Annotated in this window: 23 protein-coding genes and 1 pseudogene; 18 read left to right on the top strand and 6 right to left on the bottom strand. The window is 70.8% G+C overall.

Annotated elements, in window-relative coordinates:
- Positions 1-294: 294 nt before the first annotated feature.
- The 11 genes from QM638_RS20690 to QM638_RS20640 all read left to right on the top strand — a co-directional run bounded on the left by QM638_RS20690 (position 295) and on the right by QM638_RS20640 (position 11,096).
- Positions 295-1,722 (top strand): MmgE/PrpD family protein, encoded by a 1,428-nt coding sequence (locus tag QM638_RS20690; protein ID WP_415145156.1) that lies wholly within the window; start codon positions 295-297, stop codon positions 1,720-1,722.
- Positions 1,723-1,765: 43 nt separating this feature from the next.
- The gene (locus tag QM638_RS20685; protein ID WP_415145155.1) at positions 1,766-2,677 is read left to right on the top strand and encodes a VOC family protein; all 912 of its coding nucleotides are present in this window, start codon (positions 1,766-1,768) and stop codon (positions 2,675-2,677) included.
- Positions 2,678-2,765: 88 nt separating this feature from the next.
- Positions 2,766-3,782: a dihydrodipicolinate synthase family protein gene (locus QM638_RS20680; protein ID WP_415145153.1), complete on the top strand. Its 1,017-nt coding sequence runs from the start codon at positions 2,766-2,768 to the stop codon at positions 3,780-3,782.
- A 12-nt stretch (positions 3,783-3,794) separates the two neighbouring features.
- Positions 3,795-4,814, top strand: a complete 1,020-nt coding sequence (locus QM638_RS20675; protein WP_415145152.1) for an ornithine cyclodeaminase family protein — start codon at positions 3,795-3,797, stop codon at positions 4,812-4,814.
- Positions 4,811-5,875: a hypothetical protein gene (locus tag QM638_RS20670; protein ID WP_415145150.1), complete on the top strand. Its 1,065-nt coding sequence runs from the start codon at positions 4,811-4,813 to the stop codon at positions 5,873-5,875. Before QM638_RS20675 ends, QM638_RS20670 begins: the two co-directional genes overlap by 4 nt.
- Complete coding sequence (locus QM638_RS20665; RefSeq protein ID WP_415145148.1) at positions 5,868-6,794, top strand: hypothetical protein; 927 nt, start codon at positions 5,868-5,870, stop codon at positions 6,792-6,794. The genes QM638_RS20670 and QM638_RS20665 overlap by 8 nt, the downstream gene beginning before the upstream one ends.
- Positions 6,795-6,869: 75 nt before the next feature.
- The gene (locus tag QM638_RS20660) at positions 6,870-7,502 is read left to right on the top strand and encodes an isochorismatase family cysteine hydrolase (RefSeq protein WP_415145146.1); all 633 of its coding nucleotides are present in this window, start codon (positions 6,870-6,872) and stop codon (positions 7,500-7,502) included.
- Positions 7,495-8,481 carry a hypothetical protein gene (locus QM638_RS20655; protein WP_415145144.1) on the top strand — a complete coding sequence of 329 codons (987 nt, stop codon included), beginning with the start codon at positions 7,495-7,497 and terminating at the stop codon, positions 8,479-8,481. Before QM638_RS20660 ends, QM638_RS20655 begins: the two co-directional genes overlap by 8 nt.
- A 31-nt stretch (positions 8,482-8,512) precedes the next feature.
- Positions 8,513-9,412, top strand: coding sequence for a hypothetical protein (locus QM638_RS20650; protein WP_415145142.1), 900 nt, complete (start codon positions 8,513-8,515; stop codon positions 9,410-9,412).
- Complete coding sequence (locus QM638_RS20645; protein WP_415145140.1) at positions 9,409-10,104, top strand: 4-carboxy-4-hydroxy-2-oxoadipate aldolase/oxaloacetate decarboxylase; 696 nt, start codon at positions 9,409-9,411, stop codon at positions 10,102-10,104. Before QM638_RS20650 ends, QM638_RS20645 begins: the two co-directional genes overlap by 4 nt.
- Entirely contained in the window at positions 10,101-11,096 is a 996-nt protein-coding gene (locus QM638_RS20640) for an amidohydrolase family protein (protein ID WP_415145138.1), read from the top strand. Before QM638_RS20645 ends, QM638_RS20640 begins: the two co-directional genes overlap by 4 nt.
- A 16-nt stretch (positions 11,097-11,112) precedes the next feature.
- Here the strand turns inward: QM638_RS20640 and QM638_RS20635 are convergent, their stop codons facing one another.
- Entirely contained in the window at positions 11,113-12,561 is a 1,449-nt protein-coding gene (locus tag QM638_RS20635; RefSeq protein ID WP_415145136.1) for an NAD-dependent succinate-semialdehyde dehydrogenase, read from the bottom strand.
- A complete protein-coding gene (locus QM638_RS20630) occupies positions 12,554-13,489 on the bottom strand; it encodes an isocitrate lyase/PEP mutase family protein (protein ID WP_415145134.1) in 936 nt (311 codons plus the stop codon). The genes QM638_RS20635 and QM638_RS20630 overlap by 8 nt, the downstream gene beginning before the upstream one ends.
- Positions 13,490-13,856: 367 nt before the next feature.
- On the opposite strand from QM638_RS20630, the gene QM638_RS20625 reads away from it, so the two are divergent.
- From QM638_RS20625 to QM638_RS20610, 4 genes are read left to right on the top strand one after another with little or no spacing between them, the layout of a single operon-like run.
- Positions 13,857-15,104 (top strand): acyl-CoA dehydrogenase family protein, encoded by a 1,248-nt coding sequence (locus QM638_RS20625; RefSeq protein ID WP_415145132.1) that lies wholly within the window; start codon positions 13,857-13,859, stop codon positions 15,102-15,104.
- The gene (locus QM638_RS20620; RefSeq protein ID WP_415145130.1) at positions 15,101-15,835 is read left to right on the top strand and encodes an SDR family NAD(P)-dependent oxidoreductase; all 735 of its coding nucleotides are present in this window, start codon (positions 15,101-15,103) and stop codon (positions 15,833-15,835) included. The genes QM638_RS20625 and QM638_RS20620 overlap by 4 nt, the downstream gene beginning before the upstream one ends.
- Positions 15,836-15,880: 45 nt before the next feature.
- A complete protein-coding gene (locus tag QM638_RS20615; RefSeq protein WP_415145129.1) occupies positions 15,881-16,714 on the top strand; it encodes an SURF1 family protein in 834 nt (277 codons plus the stop codon).
- On the top strand, positions 16,711-17,031 hold the full coding sequence (locus QM638_RS20610; RefSeq protein WP_415145127.1) for a DUF3817 domain-containing protein: 321 nt from the start codon (positions 16,711-16,713) through the stop codon (positions 17,029-17,031). The genes QM638_RS20615 and QM638_RS20610 overlap by 4 nt, the downstream gene beginning before the upstream one ends.
- Before the next feature lie 72 nt (positions 17,032-17,103).
- Here the strand turns inward: QM638_RS20610 and QM638_RS20605 are convergent, their stop codons facing one another.
- Positions 17,104-17,499 (bottom strand): hypothetical protein, encoded by a 396-nt coding sequence (locus QM638_RS20605; protein WP_415145125.1) that lies wholly within the window; start codon positions 17,497-17,499, stop codon positions 17,104-17,106.
- Between the two features lie 77 nt (positions 17,500-17,576).
- Between QM638_RS20605 and QM638_RS20600 the strand changes: the two genes are divergently transcribed.
- Both QM638_RS20600 and QM638_RS20595 read left to right on the top strand, forming a co-directional pair.
- The gene (locus tag QM638_RS20600; protein ID WP_415145123.1) at positions 17,577-18,089 is read left to right on the top strand and encodes a peptidylprolyl isomerase; all 513 of its coding nucleotides are present in this window, start codon (positions 17,577-17,579) and stop codon (positions 18,087-18,089) included.
- 41 nt (positions 18,090-18,130) lie between these two features.
- Positions 18,131-19,060, top strand: a complete 930-nt coding sequence (locus tag QM638_RS20595; RefSeq protein WP_415145121.1) for a rhomboid family intramembrane serine protease — start codon at positions 18,131-18,133, stop codon at positions 19,058-19,060.
- A 373-nt stretch (positions 19,061-19,433) separates the two neighbouring features.
- On the opposite strand, the gene QM638_RS20590 is transcribed toward QM638_RS20595, so the two are convergent.
- Complete coding sequence (locus QM638_RS20590) at positions 19,434-19,889, bottom strand: cell division protein CrgA (protein ID WP_415145120.1); 456 nt, start codon at positions 19,887-19,889, stop codon at positions 19,434-19,436.
- Between the two features lie 52 nt (positions 19,890-19,941).
- Between QM638_RS20590 and QM638_RS20585 the strand changes: the two genes are divergently transcribed.
- Complete coding sequence (locus QM638_RS20585; protein WP_415145118.1) at positions 19,942-20,685, top strand: DUF881 domain-containing protein; 744 nt, start codon at positions 19,942-19,944, stop codon at positions 20,683-20,685.
- 59 nt (positions 20,686-20,744) lie between these two features.
- Here the strand turns inward: QM638_RS20585 and pknB are convergent, their stop codons facing one another.
- Entirely contained in the window at positions 20,745-22,589 is a 1,845-nt protein-coding gene (gene pknB, locus QM638_RS20580) for a Stk1 family PASTA domain-containing Ser/Thr kinase (RefSeq protein ID WP_415145116.1), read from the bottom strand.
- Positions 22,586-23,297: pseudogene (locus tag QM638_RS20575) on the bottom strand (hypothetical protein); the annotation flags it as partial. The pseudogene QM638_RS20575 and the gene pknB, both read right to left, overlap by 4 nt.

Raw genomic sequence — 23,297 nt, 5'->3', positions numbered from 1 at the left:
GCCCGGACCGGCGGCCCATACCGTCGGTGACGACCGGCCGAACCGTTCGCCACCCGGGCACCCGGTCGATTCGCGAGCTCAGCCGCGTCGGCGCCGTACGGCGGGAGGATCGCGGCCGGCGGCGCCGGTCATCAGGTGGATTCGAGGCGTTCCCGGCGGGCGAATTCGTCGGCGGGGCTTGACGTTGGCTGGTTAAGGGATACTGTATACACACGAAGGAAAGAGCCCGCGCCCTCCGTCGCCCGGGCCTGGACGTGGAGGGATGCGCGAGCATTCCGGAGGAGTGAGAGACGAGTGAGCGAGCAGCACGGCGACGATCGCCATGGCAAGCAGCGCGCCGAGCCGACCGAGCCGACCCACACCCGGCCGCTGGCCGAGTTCGTGTCCGGACTGGACATCGGCGACATCCCGGTCGAGGTCCGCGAGCACGCGAAGCTCGACATCCTCGACACCCTGGGCTGCGCCCTGTTCGGTCGCACGCTGCCGATCGCCCAGACGCTGGAGGACGCCTTCGGCCCGAGCGACTCGGGCGGGAGCGCCTCGGCCTGGGGGAGCGCGTGGAAGACCTCGCCGGCCACGGCGGCCTTCGTCAACGGCACGCTCGCGCACTCCTTCGAGCTGGACGACCTGCATCACGTCGCGATCCTGCATCCCGGCGGCACCACCTTGCCGGCGACCGCCGCGGTGGCCGAGGTGAGCGGCGGTGCGACCGGAGCGGATCTGGTGACCGCGCATGTCGCCGGCCTGGAGGCGTCGAGCCGGGTCGGCCTGGCCGTCGGCGTTCCGCTCCTCCTGCGTGGCTGGCACAACAACGGCGTGCTCGGCGTCTTCGGCGCGGCCTCGGGTGCCGCGCGGATCCTCAGGCTGAACGCCGACCAGACCCAGGACGCGATCGGCATCGCGGGGAGCCTCGCCTGTGGCCTGATGGCGGCCCAGTACGGCGCGATGATCAAGCGTGGCCATGCCGGCAACGCCGCTCAGGTCGGGGTCCGCGCCGGGCTCCTGGCCGCCCAGGGCTTCTCCGGCATCGCGGCGGTCTTCGAAGAGCCGTACGGCGGGTTCTTGTCGACCTTCGCCGACGACTGGAGGAGCGACGAGCTGACGATGGAGCTCGGCAGTCGCTGGGAGACGGTGAACGTCGGGTTCAAGCCGTTCTCCAGTTGCGGCAGCACGCACAGCACGGTCGGACTGATGCTCGACCTGCAGCGCGAGCACGGCTTCGGTGCCGACGACGTCCGGCACGTGCGCATCGATGCGTCGACGGCGACCCGCGACCACGTCGGCTGGCGGTACGTCCCCGACGAGCAGATCACCGCTCAGATGAACCTGTCGTATGCCTCGTCGGTCGCCCTGATCGACGGCGAGTGCTTCGTCGACCAGTTCGCGAAGGAGCGGCTGACCGACCCCCGGGTCATCGAGCTGACCAAGAGGTTCGAGGTGCGTACGGACCCCGCGGTGGACGCCAAGGGACGCAGCGCTCGCCACGAGGTGACCGTGACCATCGAGTTGGCCGACGGCCGCGAGGTCAGCGGCCACGCCGACGCCGCGCCGGGCAGCGCGCGCTACCCGCTGAGCCCGGAGACCATCCGGGCCAAGTTCATGAACCTGGCCGGCCGGCGGGTCGGCGCGGATGTCGCCGGGGAGCTGATGACGCTCATCGACGGGCTTGAGGAACTGCCGGACCTCTCGCCACTGTGGAAGCTGCTCGGGTCCCAGGAGTGACGAGCCGACCGAGCAGATCTCAAGAGACAAGAGGAGCAAGAACATGCAGATGACGTTGCATCACGTGGCACTGGCCTCACCCAAGGCGCCGGAGGCGGTCGACTTCTACACCGGCGACTGGGGCTTGCACGAGGTGAGCCGTGAGGAGGGCGTGGTCCGCCTCGGCGCCAGTCGGGATGCCGGCGAGGACTACTCGCTGGTGCTGGTCACCTCGGAGAAGAAGGCGGTCGACCACTTCTGTCTGGTCACGACCGACAAGGCCGACTATGACGCGACGCTCGCCCGGATCCTCGAGCGCGGCGAGGTCGTGGTGCCGGACGCGCCGTGCTGCCCGGGCATGACCGAGGGGTTCAGCGTGATCGACCCGGAGGGCCGGCGGGTGGAGTTCGGACTTCGCCCGGCGACCAAGCTGCCCGACCCGGCGGATCTGCCCGACGCGGTGCCGATGTTCCCCGCGCACATCGTGCTCAACTCCACGCAGATCGAGGCCACCACGCAGTGGTACTGCGACATCCTCGGCTTCGCCGTCCGTGAATGGCGCGCCGAGAACATGTCGTTCCTGTTCAGCAATCGCGACCACCACACGGTCGCGTTCAATCGCGCCCCGCACGCGTCCTTGAACCACGTGGCCTGGGAGATGCCGGAGCTGAACCAGTTCTTCCGTCAGATCGCGCGCGCCAGCAAGACCACCCTCGGCGAGAAGCTCTACGGCCCGGGCCGACACGGACCCGGCGACTACATCTTCTGCTACTTCCTCGACCCGATGCAGTTCATCTGCGAGTGCGAGACCGACGGGGTCAAGGTCGACGATCCGGCCGACTTCCCCTTCCGTGTCCTGGAGTACTCCAAGGAGAGCCTGGACCAGTGGCTCGGGGTGTTGTCGGGCGGGAAGTCTCCGCGCTTCCGCGAAGCAGCCCTGGGCCAACCCGACGAGGGCCTCGTCACGACCACCTGACGCCGCGGGCGTCGTACCCGGCAGGGCCGACGATCACCGGCGCACCGTTTCGGCGGCCCGCGGGCCGCGAGCAGAGGAAGGCACGGCAATGCCGTCATACACCAAGGAAGAGTCCAAGGACTGGGCCCGGGAGAACATGCGGGGCGTCTGCAACGTCGTGATGCCCTCGTTCTCCCACGACATGAAGAAGCTCAACGAGGCCGGCATCCGACACGATGTCCGGCGGATCAAGGAGCTCGGGTTCTGGGGCGCGCTCGCGGTCTCCGAGTGCGGGACCACGCCGGAGGAGTACATCCGGTTCATGGAGATCGTCAAGGACGAGGGAGGCGAGGACTTCCACCTCGTCGTACACGCCAACTTCGACGCGTTCGACGACGTGCTCCGGGTGGGCCGGGCGGGCGCCGCCGCCGGTGCGAGCCTGCTGCTGCTCTCCTACCCGCAGACCTTCTACCCCACCTCGGAGGAGGACGTCTACGAATACTCCACCCGGGTGATGGACGAGGTGCCGCTGGCGACGGTGCTGTTCTCCGTCGACCACTGGAACTTCGGGCGACTGCACCCGGGGCAGCTCTCGCCGCGGCTGGTCGACCGGCTGGCCGATCATCCTCGTGCCGTCGCCCTGAAGTGCGAGGGCGGCAGCGGCAACGGCGCGCACACCGACATGCTGCGACTCTGCTCGGATCGGCTGCTGATCTCCGATCCGCGCGATGCCACCGCACCGGGCTTCGTGCAGTGGTTCGGAATGCAGTGGATGGGGACGAGCAACTTCCAGTTCTTCGGCGATGCGGTGCCGCGGTACTTCGATCTGATGCACCAGGATCGCTGGGACGAGGCGATGGAGATCTGGTGGCGGCTCCAGCCGGCGCGCGCCGCCCGGCTGGCCTTCTCCCAGACCTACTCGGGCGCGCACTTCATCCACCGCGTCGGGTGGAAGTACATGGAGTGGCTCTCCGGCTTCAACGGAGGATCCCTGCGATCGCCCGCGATGCGGCTCAACGACGGCGCGATGCGGCGCATCGCCGAGGGAGCCCACAGGGCCGGCATCATCGACGAGCTCCCGTCCAGCGACCTGACCGAGTTCTACCTCGGTCGGAACCCGATGTGAGGGGCCCGGTCCATGTTGCTGCTCCGAGACGCCGTCATCCGCGAGGCGATGGTCGACGCCGACGTCGTCACCGGCCTGGAGAGGATGCTGGCGCGCCCGGTCGAGGGTGCGCTGGAGCTTCCTCCGCGGATCACGATGGATGCCACCGGTGAGCGTGGCTTCCTCCGATTGATGCCGGTGATCGCCTACGACACCGGGTACGCCGGGTACAAGGCGATGAACTACCACCCGGTACACGGCGTCCGCTACGTGATCGCCATGACGTCCCTGGAGACCGGGGACCTGGTGGCGCTGATGGACGCCGACTGGATCACGGCGTTCCGAACGGCGGCCACGGCCGCGATCGCGGTCAAGCACCTGGCACCGGCCGAGACCGAGCAGGTCACCGTGATCGGATCGGGCACCCAGGCCCGGGCGCTGCTCGAGGCGAGCGCGAAGGTGATCCGGCCGCGCAAGGTCCTGGTCCACAGCCCGACCCCGCGGAACCGGGAGCAGTTCGCCGCCGAGCTCTCCACCCGGCTCGGTCTGGACATCGAGCCGGCCACCGACCTGACCGCCGCGGTCAAGAGCGCCGACGTGGTGCTCAGCGCGATCCGCGCCGGCACCACGCCGGTCCTTCACGCCGACGAGGTCCGCGACGGCGCGCTGGTCTGTGGGATCAGCTCGGTCCGGCCCCATCACCGGGAGGTCGACACCGACCTGTGGGCCGCCTCCCGGGTCGTGGTCGACGACCTTCCGCACGTCCGCGAGTCGGGTGACGGCCTGGCCGCCACCGAGCGCGGACTGACGTCCGCGGACCGGGTCAAGGAGCTCTGGGAGGTGCTGCGCGACCCGAGCCTGGGTCGCGGCGCGGAGGAGGAGCGCGTGCTCTTCAAGTCCGTCGGAACCGCGGAGCAGGACCTCGCCCTGGCCGCGCTGGTGGTTCAGCGGGCGCAGCAGTTGGGGGTCGGTCAGGAGATCGAGGACTTCCCGGCCGTGCGGCCGATCCAGTCGAACCTCGCCGCCGCTGCGGTCGCGGGAGCCGGCCAGTGACGGGGCCGACACGATCGAGTCGGGCCGAGCCACTCGGCTTCACCTTCGCGATCAGCTCCTACGACCACGTCGAGGACCTGGTAGCGGGTCGTATCCCGATCCAGGGCGCCGACCCGCTCTTCATCCGGCTCCCGATCCCCGAGATGTTCCGGCGCTTCGTGACCGTCCAGGACTGGGACGTCTCGGAGATGAGCTTCGTGAACTACGGCACGATGCGTGCCAACGGCGACGACCGGGTGATAGGGATGCCGGTCTTCCCCTCTCGGCTGTACCGGCAGTCGGCGATCTTCGTCCGCTCGGACCGGATCAGCCGGCCGGAGGACCTCCGTGGCGCGCGGGTTGGCGTCCCGGCCTGGGCGAACTCTGCCGGAGTGTGGGCTCGCGGGTTGCTCGCCGACATGCACGGCGTACACCCGCGAGACGTCATCTGGTATCAGGGTGGCATCGAGCGGCCCGGGCGGGTGGAGAACGTCCCGGCCCGGTTCATGCCCGACGACATCACCCTCCATCGGGTGGCCGACCGCGGCCTGGAGGAGATGTTGTGGACCGGGGACATCGACGCCCTGATCCTGCCGGCGCCACCACCGAGCCTGGAGACGTCGGTCGCCTCCGGCGGCCTGATCCGCCTGTTGTACGACGACCTGGCCGCTGCCGAGCGGGCCTACCGCGAGAAGACCGGCTGCCTGCCGATGATGCACGTGGTGGCGGTCAGCGCCCGGCTGCACGAGCAGGACCCCACCATCCTGGTGCGGGTCTACGACGCGCTGGAGACCGCGCGCCGGGAGTACTTCGAGCGGCTGCGCAGCGAGGAGATCTCGCACGTGCCGCTGCCCTGGCACGAGACCCACCTCGCCCGGGTGGACGCGGAGCTCGCGATGTCCGACTGGGCCTACGGCATCGAGCCGAACCGGCGCAGCCTGGAGACCTACCTGCGCTACGTGAGCGCCCAGGGCCTCATCCCCACGCACGGCGTGCGCGCCGAGGACCTCTTCCCCGAATGGATCTCCGCGATGGACGAGCGGTCGCACGGCCGCCGGAGCGAGGAGCGAGTCGATGGATGACAACCGGGTTCGGCTGGAGGTGACCCTGGCGCGTTACGACCATGCGCATCCGGTGGTCTGCGGCGAGGTCGAGATCGCCGGCGTACGACCGCGCTTCGTGCGGCCGGCCACGCCGACCACCTGTGCCGACCTCCTGGCGGCCGGGGGACCGGATCTCGCCGACGTGGCCCTGCCCGACTACCTGCGTCACCGAGGAGCCGGGGACGACCGGCTGACGGCCCTGCCGGTGTTCCTGTCCCGGGCCTTCCGGCATCGCTCGATCCTGGTCCACCGGGACCGGGTGCGCTCGGCGCACGACCTGGCGGGGGCGCGGGTGGGCGCGCTCGACCGGCTGGCGCCGGCGGTCGTCAACGCCGTCGGCCTACTGGTCGACTCCCACGGCCTCGACCCGGCCCGACTCTCCTGGATCTCGGCCGCCGACGAGACCGACCTGGCCGCGCGGCTGAGCGAGGGGAGCATCGACGTCGCCGTGGCGACGTCGCCGTCGGCGGTGCTCTCGGCGGCCGGGGGAGCCGCGATCGGTCCGCTCTTCGACGACCCGGTCTCCGCCGAGCGCGGCTACGCCGAGAAGACCGGCGTTCTCCCGATCGAACGGACGCTGGTGGCCCGCAGCGAGGTGATCCGGCGTCACCGGTGGCTGGCCTCGAACATCTATCGGAGCTTCGAGATCGCTCGCCGCCGCTACTTCCAGCGTCTCTCGGACATTCGGGCCAGCCGCGTTCCGATCCCCGGTGCCCCGCAGCACTACCGAGCGCTGCAGCAGGTCTTCGGAGACGACTTCTGGCCCTACGGGATCGCCGCCAACGCGGCCAGCCTGGAGGCGGCGCTGCGCTACGCGGCGGATCAGGGCATTCCGCTCGCCGGCCGTGACGTCGACGACTACTTCGCGCCGGTCGAGCCGTTCGTGGACGGCAGCTGAGCACCCTCTCGCCGCCACGCCACCGGCTCGGCGCCCGCCGACCGACCCCATCCCAGACCGACAGGAAGGACCGTCATGTCCGTCGATGAGCCAGTGCCCACCTCGCTGAGCGACGTCCTGCGCCCCGAGAGGTGCGCGCTGGTGCTGTGGGACCTGCAGAACGGTCTCGCCGGTCAGGCGCCGGCGCTGCCACGTCTGACTCCGGTCTGGCGTCGGCTGATGACGGCGGCGCGGGCGAACGGCGTCCTGATCGTCCGCAGCCGACATCTCGCCCCGCGACCGGACCTGATGGACCCGCTGACCCGGTGGCGTATCGGCCGCCGTACGCACGGCGAGAACAGGCCCGGGCACTACATGCAGCCGGGTGGTCGCGACACCGCGTTCATCGACGGCTTCGAGCCCGAGCCGGACGAGCTGGTCATCGAGAAGTCGGTGCCCTCGCTGTTCCACAACACCGCCGCCGACGCCCGGTTGCGAGCCCGGGGCATCACCACCGTGCTGCTCGGTGGCGTCGCCACCGACATCGGGATCGACTTCACCGCCCGTCACGCGATGGCCCATGGCTACTTCACCGCGGTGATCGAGGACGCGTGTGCCAGCTACCGCGATGAGGCCCACGAGCATGCGATGGCGATCCTGCGTCCGGCGGTCTTCGTGGGGTCGAGCGACGAGGTCATCGCGGGCTGGTCCGCGACTCGGGATGCCTGAGCCGCTGCGCCTGCGCGCCGCGCTCGGGCGCTACCCGCACACCGAGCCGCTCCGCCGTGGCGCGGTGACACCGGTCGGGGTGAGGCTGGAGATGGTCGAGGTCTCCCCGATCATCGCGGCATTCCGCGCCATGGTGCGCGACCTCGCCTACGACGTCTGCGAGCTGGCGCCGACGACCTATCTGGCGGCTCGCGAGGCGGGCGTGCCGATCGTCGCGCTTCCGGTCTTCCTGATGCGGCGCTTCCACCATGACGATGTCCGGTGCCGTGGCGGAAGCGGCATCGCGGTGCCGGCGGACCTGGCGGGCCGTCGCGTCGGCGTGCGGGCGTACTCGGTCACGACCGGCGTCTGGGTCCGCGGGCTGCTCGCCCGCGAGCACGCGGTGGATCACCGCGCCATCGACTGGGTGGTCGACGACGACGAGCACGTCGCCTCGCTTCGTCTCCCGCCCAACGTCCACCGGCTGGAGAGCGGCGATTCGCTCGCGGCGGCGTTCGCCGACGGCCGGATCGACGCCGCCTTCGGTGGACGGGCCGGGATCGGCCGCACCGGTGCTCCGCGAGCCGGATGGCATGCCGCCGCGCCGGCGGCCGAGAGCTACCGGCTGTTCCCCGACGCCGAGGCGCGCGACCGGCGCTCCTTCGCCGCGACCGGCATCTACCCGCTGCACGGCCTGGTCTGTGTCCGGGCCGCACTGCTCGAACAGCACCCGTGGCTCGCCGGCTCCCTGACGGCCGCGTTCACGCGTGCCAAGCAGGCGCTGAGCGACGTACTTCCCGCCGGACACGTCACCGAGGACGTCTTCGCGGCGGACGCCGCCCACTATCGCGGCATGCAGGAGATCGTCGGGGCGGACCCGTTGCCCTACGGGCTCGAGGCGAACCGGACCACCGTGGCGGCCCTCGCCGACTTCGCCTACGACCAGGGTGTGGTCGCCGAGCGTCCGGAGGCGGCCGACCTCTTCGCCCCGATCTCCTGAGCGGAGCGCCCGCACGACCCGAGGAGTGAGCATGCAGATCGCACGGACCGTCATCGGTCGCTACCCCCACACCGCCCGGCTGCGGTCGGGCGAGGTGTCACCTCGTTCGGTCCGGCTCGAGTTCATCGACGTCGACCCGGTGCACGAGGCGTTCGGCGACATGATCGAACACCAGCGCTACGACCTCTGCGAGATGGCCGTGGGGGCGTTCCTGCAGGCACGCGCGGCGGGCAAGCCGCTCTGGCTGCTGCCGGTCGTCACGCTCGCCCGCCCGCAGCACGGCAGCCTCTACGTCGACCCGCGCGCCGGCGTCGCCGGCCCCGCGGACCTGGCCGGCCGACGGGTGGCGGTGCGGTCCTACAGCCAGACCACCGGCCTGTGGGTGCGGGGGATCCTCGAGCAGGAGTACGGCCTCGATCTCGGGGCGGTCACCTGGGTCACCACCGAGCCGGCGCATCTCGCCGGATTCGTCGACCCGGCCCAGGCCGTGCGCGCGCCGGCCGGATCGAGTGTGCTCGGGCTTCTCCGCCAGCGACAGGTCGATGCGGCGATCCACGCACCCGGCCAACCCGTCACGGACTGGTGTCGGCCGCTCATCGCCGACCACGAGGTGGCGGCGCGGCGCTATGCGGAGCGGCTCGGCGCGACGCCGATCAACCACCTGATGTGCGTGGGTCCGCGGATCGGGGAGGACGCCGGCCTCGTCGGCGATCTCCACCAGGCGTTCACCCGCTGCGCCCGCGTCGACGGACGCGTCCCGCCCGATCGGAAGGCGCTGCTCGATCCGGCCCGGATCGTGCCGGTGATCGAGCGAGCACTCACCATGGCGCAGGGCCAGGGTCTCCTCGAGAGCCGGGGTCTCCTCGCGGAAGGGCTCGATCCCGACGGGTTCTTCGCCGCGGGGTGCCGGCCGGCGAGGGCCACACGGTGAGCGCGGAGCGGCCCGGCCGGGTGGTGACGAACACGCCACGAGCCGACCGCGAGGTGGTTGCGGCACTCGGTCGACTCGGGGTCGCCACCGTCCACGAGGCGCAACAGCGCACGGGGCTGATGGCTCCGCGGCTGCGGCCGATCTATCGTCCGATCCGGGCCGCCGGCACGGCGTTGACCGTCGAGGTCCCCCCGGGGGACAACACCATGGTGCACGTGGCCGCCGAGCAGGCTCGGCCGGGCGACCTCCTGGTGGTGACTCCCACCAGTCTGTGCCGGGACGGATACTTCGGCGACCTGCTGGCGACGAGCATGCGCGCCCGTGGCGTGGTGGGCCTGGTGATCGACGCCGGCGTGCGTGATGTGGCGGACCTGACCGAGATGGGCTTCCCGGTGTGGGCCGCGGCCGTCAGCGCCCAGGGCACGGTGAAGGGCACCCTCGGCAACGTCGGCACGCCGATCGTCTGCGCCGGGGTCCCGGTGCTGCCCGGCGACGTGGTGGTCGCCGACGACGACGGGGTCGTGGTGGTGCCGCGGCTGCGCTCGTCGGAGGTCCTCGAGGCCGCACGTGCCCGAGAGGGGGCCGAGGCGATCAAGCGCGAGCGGTACGCCGCCGGCGAGCTGAGCCTCGACGTCAACGACATGCGGACCGAGCTCTCCGCCCTCGGCCTGCGTGAGGAGGAGTGGGAATGATCGTCGACTGTCACGGCCATTTCACCACCGTCCCGACCGCGCACACGGAGTGGAGGCGGACCCAGCTCGCAGCGTGGGAGTCGGGTCTGACCCCGCCGCCGTACCCGGAGATCGGCGACGACGAGATCGCCGCCGCGCTGGCCCCGCGGCAGCTCGCGATGATGGACGAGCGCGGTATCGACGTCACGCTCTTCTCCCCGCAGGCCTCGGCCCAGGGGCACCATCTCGGCGACGCGGAGGTGAGCCTGGAGTGGGCACGGCGCTGCAACGACCTGGTCCACCGCGCGACCCGGCTGTTCCCCGGCAGGTTCGTGGGGGTGTGCCAGCTGCCGCAGTCCCCGGGCACGTCGCTGGAGAACTCGGTCGCGGAGCTCCGTCGCTGCGTCGAGGAGCTCGGCTTCGTGGGGTGCAACCTCAACCCGGACCCCAGCGGCGGTTCCTGGGACTCGCCCGCGTTGACCGACGAGTACTGGTACCCGCTCTACCAGGCCATGGTCGACCTGGACGTGCCGGCCATGGTGCACGTCTCGGCCTCGGCCAATCCCGCGGTCCACACCACCGGTGCGTACTACCTCAACGCCGACACCACCGTCGTCATGCAGCTCCTGGCCGGTGATCTGTTCGCGGACCTGCCGGCGTTGCGGCTGGTGGTCCCGCACGGAGGTGGTGCGGCGCCGTACCACTGGGGACGATTCCGGGGGCTGGCCGCGATGCTCGATCGGCCGACGCCGGCCGACGGTCTGCTCGGCAACCTCTTCTTCGACACGTGTGTCTACCACCAGGCGGGTATCGACCTGCTCACCCGGGTCGTGCCGGCGTCGAACCTGGTCTTCGGCTCGGAGATGATCGGTGCGGTGCGGGTCGAGGACCCTGAGACGGGCCACCACTTCGACGACACCCGTCGCTACCTCGACGCCTGCGCGCTGACCGCCGCGGAGCTGGCGCAGGTCTTCGCCGGCAACGCACGACGGGTCTACCCGCGGATGCCGTAGCGTCCCGCCCGCGGCGTCAGGCGGTGGCGTCGACCGGGAGCGAGAGGTATTGGGTCTCGACGTACTCCTCCAGGCCGTGGAGCCCGCCCTCGCGGCCGAGCCCCGAGGTCTTGAGGCCGCCGAAGGGGGCCGCCGCGGTCGAGATGAATCCGCGGTTGACCCCGACGATGCCGAAGTCGAGTGCGCTGCCGACGCGCAGCGCCCTGGCCAGGTCGGCGGTGAAGACGTAGGAGGCCAGGCCGGAGTCGGTGGAGTTGGCCAGCGAGACGGCCTCGTCCTCGTCCTTGAACCGGGTGATGCAGGCGACCGGGCCGAAGATCTCCTCCCGGGTGATCGCGCACTCGCCGGGTACGTCGACCAGGACGGTCGGCGGGTAGAAGCTGCCGTGGCCCTCGGGCACCGGGGCCCGGGCCGCGATCCGGGCGCCGGCCGCGACCGCCTCGTCGACCAGGCCGGCGACCCCGGCGACCGCCGCGTCGTCGATCAGCGGTCCGACGTCGGTCCCCTCGGCCCGGCCGTCGCCGACGGTGAGCGCCCGGAAGCGTCGGGCGAGCGAGTCGATGAACCCCTCGGCCGCGGAGTCCTGCACGAGGATGCGGTTCGCCGCGATGCACGACTGGCCGCCGTTGCGGAGCTTGGCGGTCATGACCTGGTCGAGACAGTCCTCGTCGGCGTCGTCGAAGACGATCAGCGGCGCGTCGCCACCGAGCTCCATCGATGCGTTCACGACGCGCTCGGCGCCGGCGCGGAGAAGGCTCGTGCCGACCCTGGTGGAGCCGGTGAAGGAGACCTTGCGTAGCGCCGGCGAGGCGAAGACGGCCGCCGAGATCTCGGCCGGGCGGTCGCTGGAGAGCAGGTTGACCACGCCGGCCGGGAGATCGAGGTCGGTCAGCAGCTCCATCAGCCGGATGGCGGTCAGCGGCGTCTGCGCGGCGGGCTTGATGACGGTCGTGCACCCGGCGGCCAGCGCCGGACCGAGCTTGCGGGTGATCATGGCCAGCGGGAAGTTCCACGGCGTGATCAGCAGCGACGGGCCGACCGGCCGATGCTGGGTGAGGATCCGCACCGCGCCGGTCGGATCGGTGTAGTGCTCGCCGTGGAGCAGCTGGGTGGCCTGGTCGGCGAACCAGGCGAGGAACTGGGCGCCGTACGCGACCTCGCCACGCGCATCGGCGAGGGTCTTCCCGCTCTCGGCGGCGATCAGGTCGGCGAACTCCTCGGCCCGGGCCAGGAGCGCGCCGTGCAGCGTGCGCAGTACGGTCGTGCGCACCGCCACCGGCGTCCTTCCCCACGCCGGCTGTGCCGTCGCGGCCGCGGCGATCGCCTGCGCCGCCTCGGGGTGGCCGGCGTCGGAGAGGCGAGCCAGCACGGTGCCGTCGGCGGGGTTGACCACCTCGAAGGCGGCGCCGTCGGTGGCGACCCGCCACTCGCCGTCGAGGTAGATGCCGGTAGAGGTCTCAGTCACGCTGCGCTCCTGGGTTCAGGTCGGGGTGGTCGGCGAGGTGGTCATGCGCTCGAGCGCTCACCCGGGCGGCGAGCTCCTCGAAGCCGGCGAAGCCGGTGATCTCGTTGCGCCGCGCGAAGGCGACGAGCTCGACCGGGCCGCCCGCGGTCGTGCCATGGCCGAGCAGGTGACCGTAGAGCCCCTCGAGCGCCGCGGCGACCGCCCGGACCGCCGCGGTGGGATAGAGCACGATGTCGAACCCCATCGCGCCGTACTCGTCGAGGTCGAGCTGAGGCGTCCTGCCCCCCTCGACGACGTTGACCAGCGTCGGTGCGCCGATCGCCGCCGGGATGCGCCGCAGGTCCTCGATGCCCGCTGGTGCCTCGACGAAGATCACGTCCGCGCCGGCCGCGGCGTAGAGGCGACCCCGCCGGATCGCCTCGTCGATGCCGTGCTCGGCCGCGGCGTCGGTCCGCGCGATGATCACCGTGTCCTCGTCCGAGCGTGCCTCGGCGGCGGCGTAGATCTTCTGCACCATCTCCTCGCTCGAGACCACCGACTTGCCGTCGAAGTGACCACACCGCTTGGGGAAGGTCTGGTCCTCGAGCTGCAGGCCGGCCGCGCCGGCCGACTCGAGCGCGCGCACGGTGTGGGCGACGTTCACCGCGTTGCCGAAGCCGGTGTCCGCGTCGCAGATCAGCGCCAGGTCGGTGGCGGTGGTGATCCGGCGGGCCTGGTCGATCAGCTCGGTCCCGCTCAGCAGGCCGATGTCCGGTGCGGCCAGCGTCGCCATCGCCGTCGCCGAGCCGGACAGGTATCCCACTCGCGCGCCCGATCGGCGCAGCACCCGCGCACTCAGCGCATCGTGGACACCGGGGAGGAGGAGTGGTGTGTGCGCGGCCAGCTCGGCGCGGAACCGGCGGCCCGGGGAGTCGATCACGGTGCTCACCTGCTGCTCTCGGAGGTCGGCGGCGCGTGCCGGCGCCGGCTAGGTCGCCACCCTAATGCATACTGTATCCAGATGCCAGTTCAGCGGCCGGCGTTCGCTGCCACCGGCGTCCTGCCAGAGCATCCTGACGAGAGGTCGACCATCCGCGGTCGGTCGGCCACCACGAAGATGGTGAGCTCACGGTTCGCCTCGACCATCTCCTGGGCCGAGCCGCGGTCGCTGAGTCCCTGTGGCGGAGTCTCTAGGATCGTGGAGTGGTACTCGATCCCCGCCGGCCCGATGAGGCCGAGCGGCCCCTGGACGGGATCGTCGTCGCCGACGTCAGCGTCGCGCTCCGCGCCCTCGCGCCCGACCCCCAGGAGACCCGATGAACATCCCGCCGCCGCACGCCCCCGGCCCACGCGACACGGACCCCGGTACGACGTCCACCCGCACCTTCGACCCGGCCGACCCCGCCGGCATCGACGCCCTGCTCAGCCAGGACGAGCGCGACGTCCGCGCCGCGGTGCGCCGGTTCTGCGTGGACCGGGTCGAGCCGCATGTCGCCACCTGGTTCGAGGAGGGCACCATCCCCGGCATCCGCGAGCTCGCCGTCGAGCTGGGCTCGCTCGGCGTCCTCGGGATGCACCTGGACGGCTACGGCTGCCCCGGGATGAGCGCCACCGAGTACGGGCTGGCGTGCCTCGAACTGGAGGCCACCGACTCCGGCCTGCGCTCGCTGGTCTCGGTGCAGGGCTCGCTGGCGATGTTCGCCCTCCACCACTGGGGCTCGGCGGCACACAAGGAGCGGTGGCTGCCCGAGATGGCGGCCGGCCGCGCGATCGGATGCTTCGGGCTCACCGAGCCGGATGCCGGCTCCGACCCCGCCTCGATGCGCAGCCGTGCCCGCCGCGACCGCGCCGGCGATGAGCGAAGCGACTGGATCCTGGACGCCCGCAAGATGTGGATCACCAACGGGTCGGTGGCCGATGTCGCGGTGGTGTGGGCCCGGACCGACGACGGGATCCGCGGGTTCGTGGTGCCCACCGACGTCCCCGGCTTCTCCGCTCCGCTGATCGAGCACAAGCTCTCCCTGCGTGCCTCGGTCACCAGCGAGCTGGTGCTCGACGGCGTCCGTCTGCCCGCCGACGCCGTCCTGCCCGGCGCGATCGGTCTGCGCGGCCCGCTCACCTGTCTCGACGAGGCGCGTTTCGGCATCGTGTGGGGCGCCATCGGCGCGGCGCGGTCGGCGCTGACCACGGCGGTGGCGTACGCCGGTGAGCGCACCGCGTTCGGCAAGCCGATCGCCGGGTTCCAGCTGACCCAGCAGAAGATCGCCGACATGACCCTCGAGGTGGTCAAGGGCACCCTGCTCGCGCTGCACCTGGGCCGGATGAAGGACCGCGCGGGACTGCTGCCGGCGCAGGTCAGCCTGGGCAAGCTCAACAACGTCCGGGAGGCGCTCGAGGTCTGCCGCACCGCGCGCACGATCCTGGGCGCGAACGGGATCAGCCTGGAGTACCCGGTGATTCGCCACCTGACCAACCTCGAGTCGGTGCTCACCTACGAGGGCACTCCGGAGATGCACCTGCTCACCATCGGTCAGGCGATGACCGGCGTCGGTGCCTTCCGATGACGACCCAGCGTCATGCCGACCAGATCGTGGTGATCAGCGGCGGGGCGGCAGGCATCGGCCGCGCCATGGTCGAGCGCCTGGTCGACGGCGGGGCCCGGGTCGCGGTCCTGGACACGGCGGTGACCGCCGGGACCGCCGAGGGCGATCGGGTGCTGGGCGTTCGATGCGACATCGCGGACCCGGCCGCCGTACGCGCCGCACGCGACCAGGTGATCGAGCACTTCGGAGCGGTCAACGCACTCGTCCACTGCGCCGCCCACCAGGTACGACGCCGGTTCGAGGAGCTGACCGAGCAGGACTGGCGGCGCACCATGTCGGTCAACGTCGACGGGGCGTTCCACCTGCTCGACAGCTTCCTGCCGGCGATGAAGCGCGCCGGTTGGGGACGAGTGGTCCTGGTGACCTCGTCCAGCTACTACGCGCCGCCGCCGGGGATGACGCACTACATCGCGAGCAAGGGCGCGCTGCAGGGCATGGTCCGTGGTCTGGCCGACGAGCTCGGCGAGCACCGGATCACGATCAACGCCCTCGCCCCCGGCCTGACCCGCACCGAGGCCGCGCTCGCCAAGCTGCCGGAGGAGTTCTTCGCCGAGATCGCCTCGCATCAGGCGATCAAGCGCAACGGCGAGCCGGGCGATCAGGCGGCGGCGTTGTCGTTCCTGCTCTCCCGCGATGCCGACTTCATGACCGGTCAGACCCTGCTGGTCGACGGTGGCGAAGGGCGGGTATGACCTCGGCGGTCGGGTCGGGTGGGACGACGTAGGCTTGAGGTCACCATGTCCGAGCAAGATCAGCGTGCCCCCGGGGTGCTCTCCCCACGCCTGTGGGGGGCGCACGCGCTGATGCTGGTGGCGGTCGCGGCGGCGGTGGCGCTCGGGCTGTGGCAGTACGGGGTGAGCAAGCAGCACAAGGTCGACCAGATCGCGCAGCTCGCCCACGCGAACCCCACGCCGCTGACCGACGTGATGGGCGGGAACGACGCGTTCCCCGGCGACCAGGTCGGCCGGCCGGTCGTCGTCACCGGGACCTGGGTCACCGGCGACACCGTCTACGTCTCCGGGCACCGGCATGCGGGCAGGTCCGGCTACTGGGTCGCGACGCCGGTCCACGTCGACGGCAGCGGTACGCCGGGCTCGGCCATCTACGTGGTGCGTGGCTGGGTCGAGGATCCGAGCCAGGCGCCCGCGGAGCCGACCGGGCACACCAGGCTGGTCGGCTGGCTCCAGGCCGGCGACCAGGACACCAGCAGCGCGAGCACCAAGCGGGCCGACGTGGTGAGCGCGATGGACCTGGCCACGCTGATCGATCACGTCGACGGGGACCTGTTCAGCGCCTATCTGGTCGATGCCGACCGGCAGGCCGACTGGCCCGACTCCGCGTCGCCGATCAACGACGGCACCACCGGGCTGGTCGCCGTACCCGCTCCGGACCCGCCACAGGCCGACGCCAGCACCGGGCTGCGCAACTTCCTCTACGCCCTGGAATGGTGGGCCTTCGGCCTGTTGGCCGGCTACATCTGGTGGCGCTATGTGCGCGACGCCGTCCGACCGCGCTCGGTGGCGGAGCCTGAGACCGACGTTAAGGAACGGGCCGTAGCCTCAGGCCCGTGACGCGACTGTTCACCGCCTACCGGGTCCTGGCCATCACCGTCGGCGTGTGCCTGCTGTTGGCCAGCATCGACTGGGTGCTCCATCGCATCGACGACGGCTTCCCCGACCTGTGGTGGCTGTGGATGCTGCACGGCTACGTCTACCTGGTCTACCTGGCCGTCGCCCTGGTCTTCGTACGCCGCGCCCGCTGGTCGCTGGAGTACGTGGGGCTGATCATCGTCGCCGGCCTGGTGCCGATCCTGATGTTCGTCGTCGAGCACTTCGTCTCCCGGCGGTTCAAGCGGGAGCACCCGGAGCTGTTCGGCCTGCCCGCCTGATCCGGATGCGCTGGCCCCGGAGCCGGGCCGGCCACAGCACCGGGGCCGGGTGGCCGACGGCCCCGCAGGCGCTCAGGCCCCCGCGGGGCCGTCGGGCTGCTCGGTCGTCTGGTCGGCGTCGGTCTCCGGGGTCTCGGTGTGGTTGTTCCACTGCTCTCCGTCGCTGGTCAGCCGCTTGGCCGCGAACCCGGCGACCGCCGCCAGCGCGGCGAAGGCGAGCAGGGTGAGCAGCTTCTTGCGGCGGCGACTGCGCTTGCGCTTCTTGGCGCCGGCCAGCTCGGCGGCCTTGTCGCCGGCGAACTCCTTGGCCGACTCGGCGTACTCGCGACCCGTCTCCACGATCGACTCCAGGTGTGGTTTGGCCTCGTCGACGTACTGCTCGGCCAGCGAGCGGAGCTCGTCCGCGGCTTCCCGGTAACGTGCCTTCTTGGAGCTGAGCATGGGGTGGCCTTCCGACTTGGTCTTCATGGGAGGATTCACAGCACCGTGCGATGTCGCACGTGGCTTACACCGTACCGTCCGAGAAAACCCATCGAAAGGCGATCATGGCTGACCAGCAGGCGATCCTGCACACCAACAAGGGCGACATCAGGCTCAACCTGTTCCCGAACCACGCCCCCGAGACGGTGGCGAACTTCGTCGGCCTGGCGACCGGCGAGAAGTCCTATGACGCCGGCAACGGCAAGACCGGCCCGTTCTACGACGGTCTGGGCTTCCACCGCGTCATCGACGGGTTCATGATCCAGGGCGGCTGCCCGCTCGGCACCGGCACCGGTGGCCCGGGCTACACCTTCAAGGACGAGCCGCACCCCGAGCTCACCTTCGACAAGCCGTACCTGCTGGCGATGGCCAATGCCGGCCCGGCCACCAACGGCTCCCAGTTCTTCATCACCGTCGCCCCGACGACCTGGCTGAACTTCAAGCACACCATCTTCGGTGAGGTGGCCGACGAGGAGTCCCGTGCGGTGGTCGACGCGATCGCGACCAGCGCGACCGGCCCGGGCGACCGTCCGGTCGAGCCGGTGGTGTTCTCCTCGGTCGAGATCACCGAGGCCTGAGTCCACGCCGGACCAGGTCACGAATCGAGCATCCAGAGCCCGTGAGCCAGACACCGCCCCCGGTCGGGGTGCCCACCTGCTACCGGCACCCCGGCCGTGAGGCCCACATCCGCTGCCAGCGGTGCAACCGGCCGATCTGCCCGGACTGCATGAACAGCGCCGCCGTCGGCTTCCAGTGCCCCGAGTGCCTGCATGCCGGTCAACGCGAGACCCGGTCCGGCCGGACCAGGTACGGCGGCCTGCGGCCCACCGACGCGTCGCTGACCAGCATGGTGCTGATCGGCATCAACGCCGTGGTGTGGCTGCTGATCAACGTGACCGGCCGCTACACCAGTTCGCTCTACGACGTCTTCTCGCTCAAGGCGCGGGGCGTGTGCGAGCTCGGCGAGAGCTACTTCCCGAACGTGCACAGCGCCGCGCTGTGCCACACCGGATCCGGCACGCACTGGGCCGAGGGCGTCTCCGACGGCGCCTATTGGCAGCTGATCACCGCGGGGTTCGGGCACGTGGAGATCTGGCATCTGGCCTCCAACATGCTCTTCCTCTACCTGGTCGGCCCGCAGCTGGAGGCGGTGCTGGGCCGGACCCGCTTCCTGGCGCTCTACTTCATCTCGCTGCTGGCGGGGTCGGTCCTGGTCTACTGGGCGGCCAACACCCAGGACGCCACCCTCGGTGCCTCCGGGGCGATCTTCGGGCTGATGGGGGCATTGCTGGTCATCGTGCTCCGCCAGGGCGTCGACCCGCGCCAGATCCTGATGCTGATCGGGCTGAACTTCGTCATCACCTTCGCCATCTCCGGCATCTCCTGGCAGGGACACGTCGGCGGCTTCCTGGGCGGTGCCGCGGTGGCCGCGGTGATCGCGTGGTCGCCGCGCGGCCCACGTCGTACGACGTTCCAGGCCGGCGGGCTGGTGGCGATCGCGGCCGTCCTGATCGTCCTCACCATCGTGCGTACGGCAGCCGTGGCCTAGGCCGCCGCCACACCGGCTGCGCCCCGGGCCCGAACATGGGCCCGGGGCGCTGCGCGTCTCCACTCACAAGTGAGTTATCCACAGACAGATCCACAGCGGTGGATGAATTACATCGATGTGGTTCTCCACAGAGTTTTCCCGGGTTGTGAACAAGTGGGCGCGGGCGGCCGCCGGGGTCGGAATCACCGGTTCACCGGTGAAACTGGCACTTCCTGCGCGGTACAACCCGCAAGAAGTGGCAGTAACGCGCAAGAAGTTCGGGGCCAGAGGCCATGCGCGCGCTGCCGACTGAGCACAGCCGCTTCAGCACAGCCGAGTCAGCACAGCCGATTCAGCGCACCCGGCCGCGCGAGCCGCCGGCCCGGCGTACGGACTACTCCCAGCGGGTGGCGAAGGCGAAGCCGACGGCCATGAAGGCGATGCCGACGAAGAGGTTCTTCTGGCCGAGGTCGTTGAAGACCCAGATCTTGTCCAGGTTGTCACTGAAGATGTAGAAGACGCAGATCCACACCAGGCCGATCAGGAAGCAGCCGAGCATCCCGACCACGACGCCGCGGCCACGACCCAGCGGCGTGCGTGGGTGAGCGGAGACGATCAGGCCGAGGAAGAAGAGCCCGAATCCGATCAGGTAGTTCCAGTCCTTGAGCTTGGCGATGGAGTCGGGCCCGGTGTACTTGCCGCCGGTGTGCGCCGGCCGTACGCCGGTGTAGAAGTAGGCGATCCAGGCGATCCCGACGGCGATCAGCAGCAGGGCGATCAGGAAGCGCGGTGTGAAGACCGGGTCGCGCTCGATCCTGAGTTCGCTCTTGGAGAGCTTGGTCTTCGCCACGGGTCATGCTCCTCGTCGGTGGTCCTGCGGTGCTCCGCATACCCTAGTGGGCGTGACCCGAGGATCCCACGCGAGGCCAGAGGGGTGGCGCATCGCGACGCCTCTGGTGGTCGTGATCTGCGGGGGTCTGCTCGCGGTCAGCGCCATCAACTCCGACGGCACCGACCTGCGCCCGGACGACACCAGCGTCGACTCGCTGGTTCAGAGCGAGCGCGGCGACTACATGACGCTGGAGAACGAGGTCACCACCACCCAGGACGACATCGACCACCTCACCAGCTCGGTGCCCGACTCCCTGGTCAAGCGGTACCAGCGCCAGGTCGCCACGCTCAAGGATCCCGCCGGCCTGACCGCCGAGACCGGGCCGGGCGTCTCCATCACGCTCAGCGACGCCCCCGAGGAGGTCGCGGACAAGACCGACCTGAACCCGAACCTGATGGTCGTCCACCAGCAGGACATCCAGGCGGTCGTCAACGCGCTGTGGAAGGGCGGTGCGACGGCGGTCACCATCGCCGGCAAGCGGGTGATCAGCACGACCGGGATCAAGTGCTCCGGGTCCACCGTGCAGCTTCAGGGCGTGCCCTACCCGCAGCCATACGTCATCCAGGCGGTCGGCGACCCGACGAAGCTGACCGCGGCGCTCGACGCCGACGACTACGTCACCCTCTACCGCAGCCAGTCCGAGGACCCGCGCATCGACATCGGCTGGTCGTTCCGGGCCGAGTCGGAGGTCAAGGCCCCGGCGTACGACGGCCTGCTGGACCTGCACTACGCCCAGCCGATCAAGAGCAACTGAGGACCCGCTGGGCTTCGTCGGTGGGGCCGATGCGGCCTCGGCTCCACCGACGGTGGCGGCTACTCCCCTTCCGGGAACCCGCTCGGCAGCACGGTGGTCTCCGAGGACGACGCCGACGGGCTGGAGGTGTCGCTGGGCAGGTCGGTGGGGACGGTGCAGGTCGCGGGGTCACCGGGATCGGGACTGGCGTACTGGGTGATCGAGGCGCTGGGATCGCTCGGGTCCGGCACCACCGTCTGGGTGGAGCAGGTCGGCAGCGGCTCGGTGTAGTCCGAGACCCAGAGGACGACGTTGGAACCCTGGCTGGCGGTCCCGCTGTCCGGGCTCTGCTTGGTCACGGTGCCCTTCGGCTTGGTGCTCGTGGAGTCGGGCACCACCACCGGCACGAACCCGGCCGCCGTGATGATCTTCTTGGCGGCGGCCACCTTCTGGTTGACCACGTTCGGCACCGACTTGGGTCCCTTCGCCACGGTCAGCGTCACCACCGTCGACTTGCCCTGGGTGACGCTCGTCCCGGCCGTCGGGTCGGAGCTCAGCACCGTCCCCTTGGGCTCGTCGCTGGCGGTTCGTTTGACGCGCACGGTGAAGTCGTACGGGTCGTTCTGGAGCTGCTCGCGGGCGCGCGCGAGCGGACTGTCGGTGACGTTCGGCACCTCCACGTCCGGCGGGCCGGTGGAGACGGTGAGCGTCACCGTCGTGCCGGTGTCGACGTAGGTGCCCTTGACCGGGTCGGTGGAGATCACCGATCCCGCGGCGACGGTCTGGCTCGCCGTGCGGGTGACCGTGACCTGCAGCTCCTGTGCGGCCAGCAGCGTCCGGGCCCGGTCCTCGGTCTTGTTCACCACGTTCGGTACGGCGACCTGATCGGGTCCGGTGTCGAAGAGCCGTGGCAGGAAGAACGCACCGACCGCGATCAGCGCGAGCACGATGATGCCGAGCAGCACCAGCAGCCACGTCTTGGGGCCCTTGACCTCGTCGTCGGCGGCCTCGTCGGCCACCGCCGGCGCGACGGTCGTCTGCTCGGCGACCGGCGGCGTGGCGGCGGCGTGCACCGGTCGGCCGGCCAGGTAGCGCTCGATGTCGTTGCGCATCGCCGCGGCCGACTGGTAGCGGTCCTCGACCCGCTTGGCCAGCGACTTCATCACGATCGCGTCCACCTCGGGCGGCAGCGCGGTGTCGTGATCCGACGGCGGTCGCGGTTGCTCGCGGACGTGCTGGTAGGCGACCGCGACCGGCGAGTCGCCGACGAACGGCGGCCGGCCGGTGAGCAGCTCGTAGAGCAGGCAGCCCGCGGAGTAGACGTCCGAGCGGGAGTCCACCGTCTCGCCACGGGCCTGCTCGGGGGAGAGGTACTGGGCGGTGCCGACCACCGCCGCGGTCTGCGTCATCGTGGAGGCGGCGTCGCTGACCGCGCGGGCGATGCCGAAGTCCATCACCTTGACGTCGCCGGACGGGGTGAGCATCACGTTGCCGGGTTTGATGTCGCGATGGATGATGCCGGCGCGGTGGCTGTAGTCGAGCGCGGAGAGCACGTCGGAGGTGATCTCCAGCGCGCGCTCGGGCAGGATCTTGCGACCCTCGCGCAGGATGTCGCGCAGGGTTCGCCCGGCGACGTACTCCATCACGATGTAGGGCTGAGAGACCCCGTCGGCCGAGGTCTCCTCGCCGGTGTCGTAGACCGCCACGATGGCGGGATGGTTCAGCGAGGCCGAGGACTGCGCCTCACGCCGGAACCGGGCCTGGAAGGTGGCGTCGCTGGCCAGGTCGGTGCGCAGCCGCTTGATCGCCACCACCCGGCCCAGCCGGGTGTCGTTGCCCTTGCGGACCTCGGCCATGCCGCCCCGGCCGAGCAGCTCGCCGACCTCGTAGCGGCCCGCGATCACGGTCGGCTCCTGCTGGTTCACTCGCCCTCACCACTCGCGCCGTCGCCGTCGGTCACACCGGTGTCGGTGGTGTCCGACTCGGTAGCCGACTCGGTGGCTGAGGCGGTGGCTGAGGCGGACTCGGTCGGCGTGGCGGTCTCGGTCACCGTCTCGGTCTCCGTCGGGGTCGAGGTCGCCGTCTCGGTGGCGGTCTCGGTGGGCGTCTCGGTCGCGGTCGCGCTCTGCGACGAGGCCGCCGCGGCACCGTAGTAGCTGACCACCACGGTGTCCCCCTCGACGAGGTTGCGGTGCGGCCTGATCGCGGAGACGGTGCCGGCCTCGTGCGAGCCGTCGTTGCTCACCCGCCTCGAGCGGACCTTGAGCCCGAGGTCGGTCAGCTCGTCGGTGACCTCGTCGATGTCGCGGCCGAGGTACTTGCCGACGTCGAGGTCGAACGTGTCCGCGCTGGACGACGCGCTCGCCGAGGCGGACTCGCTGGACGACGCGCTCGGGCTCTGGTCGCTGCGCAGCGCGAGGACGAGCCAGCCGATGGCCAGCAGGACCAGCACCAGCAGCACGATCAGGAAGATGTTGAACGGCTTGCGGTACCAGGGCCTGGCGGGCTTCTCGTCGCTCTCGGCGGTGCCGTCGGCGTCATCGGCAGCGCCGGTGCCGTCGGCCTCGGTGGCCCCGGCCGCCGTCTCGTCGCCGACGGGGGTCGCGGAGGCGCTGGGCAGCACCGCGGTGGCC

It is taken from the genome of Nocardioides sp. (genome assembly GCF_047606145.1).
In the GTDB taxonomy this organism is placed as follows: Bacteria; Actinomycetota; Actinomycetes; order Propionibacteriales; family Nocardioidaceae; genus Nocardioides.
Note: the sequence above shows the minus strand (reverse complement) of the source record. Positions and strands in the feature narration are given on the sequence as shown.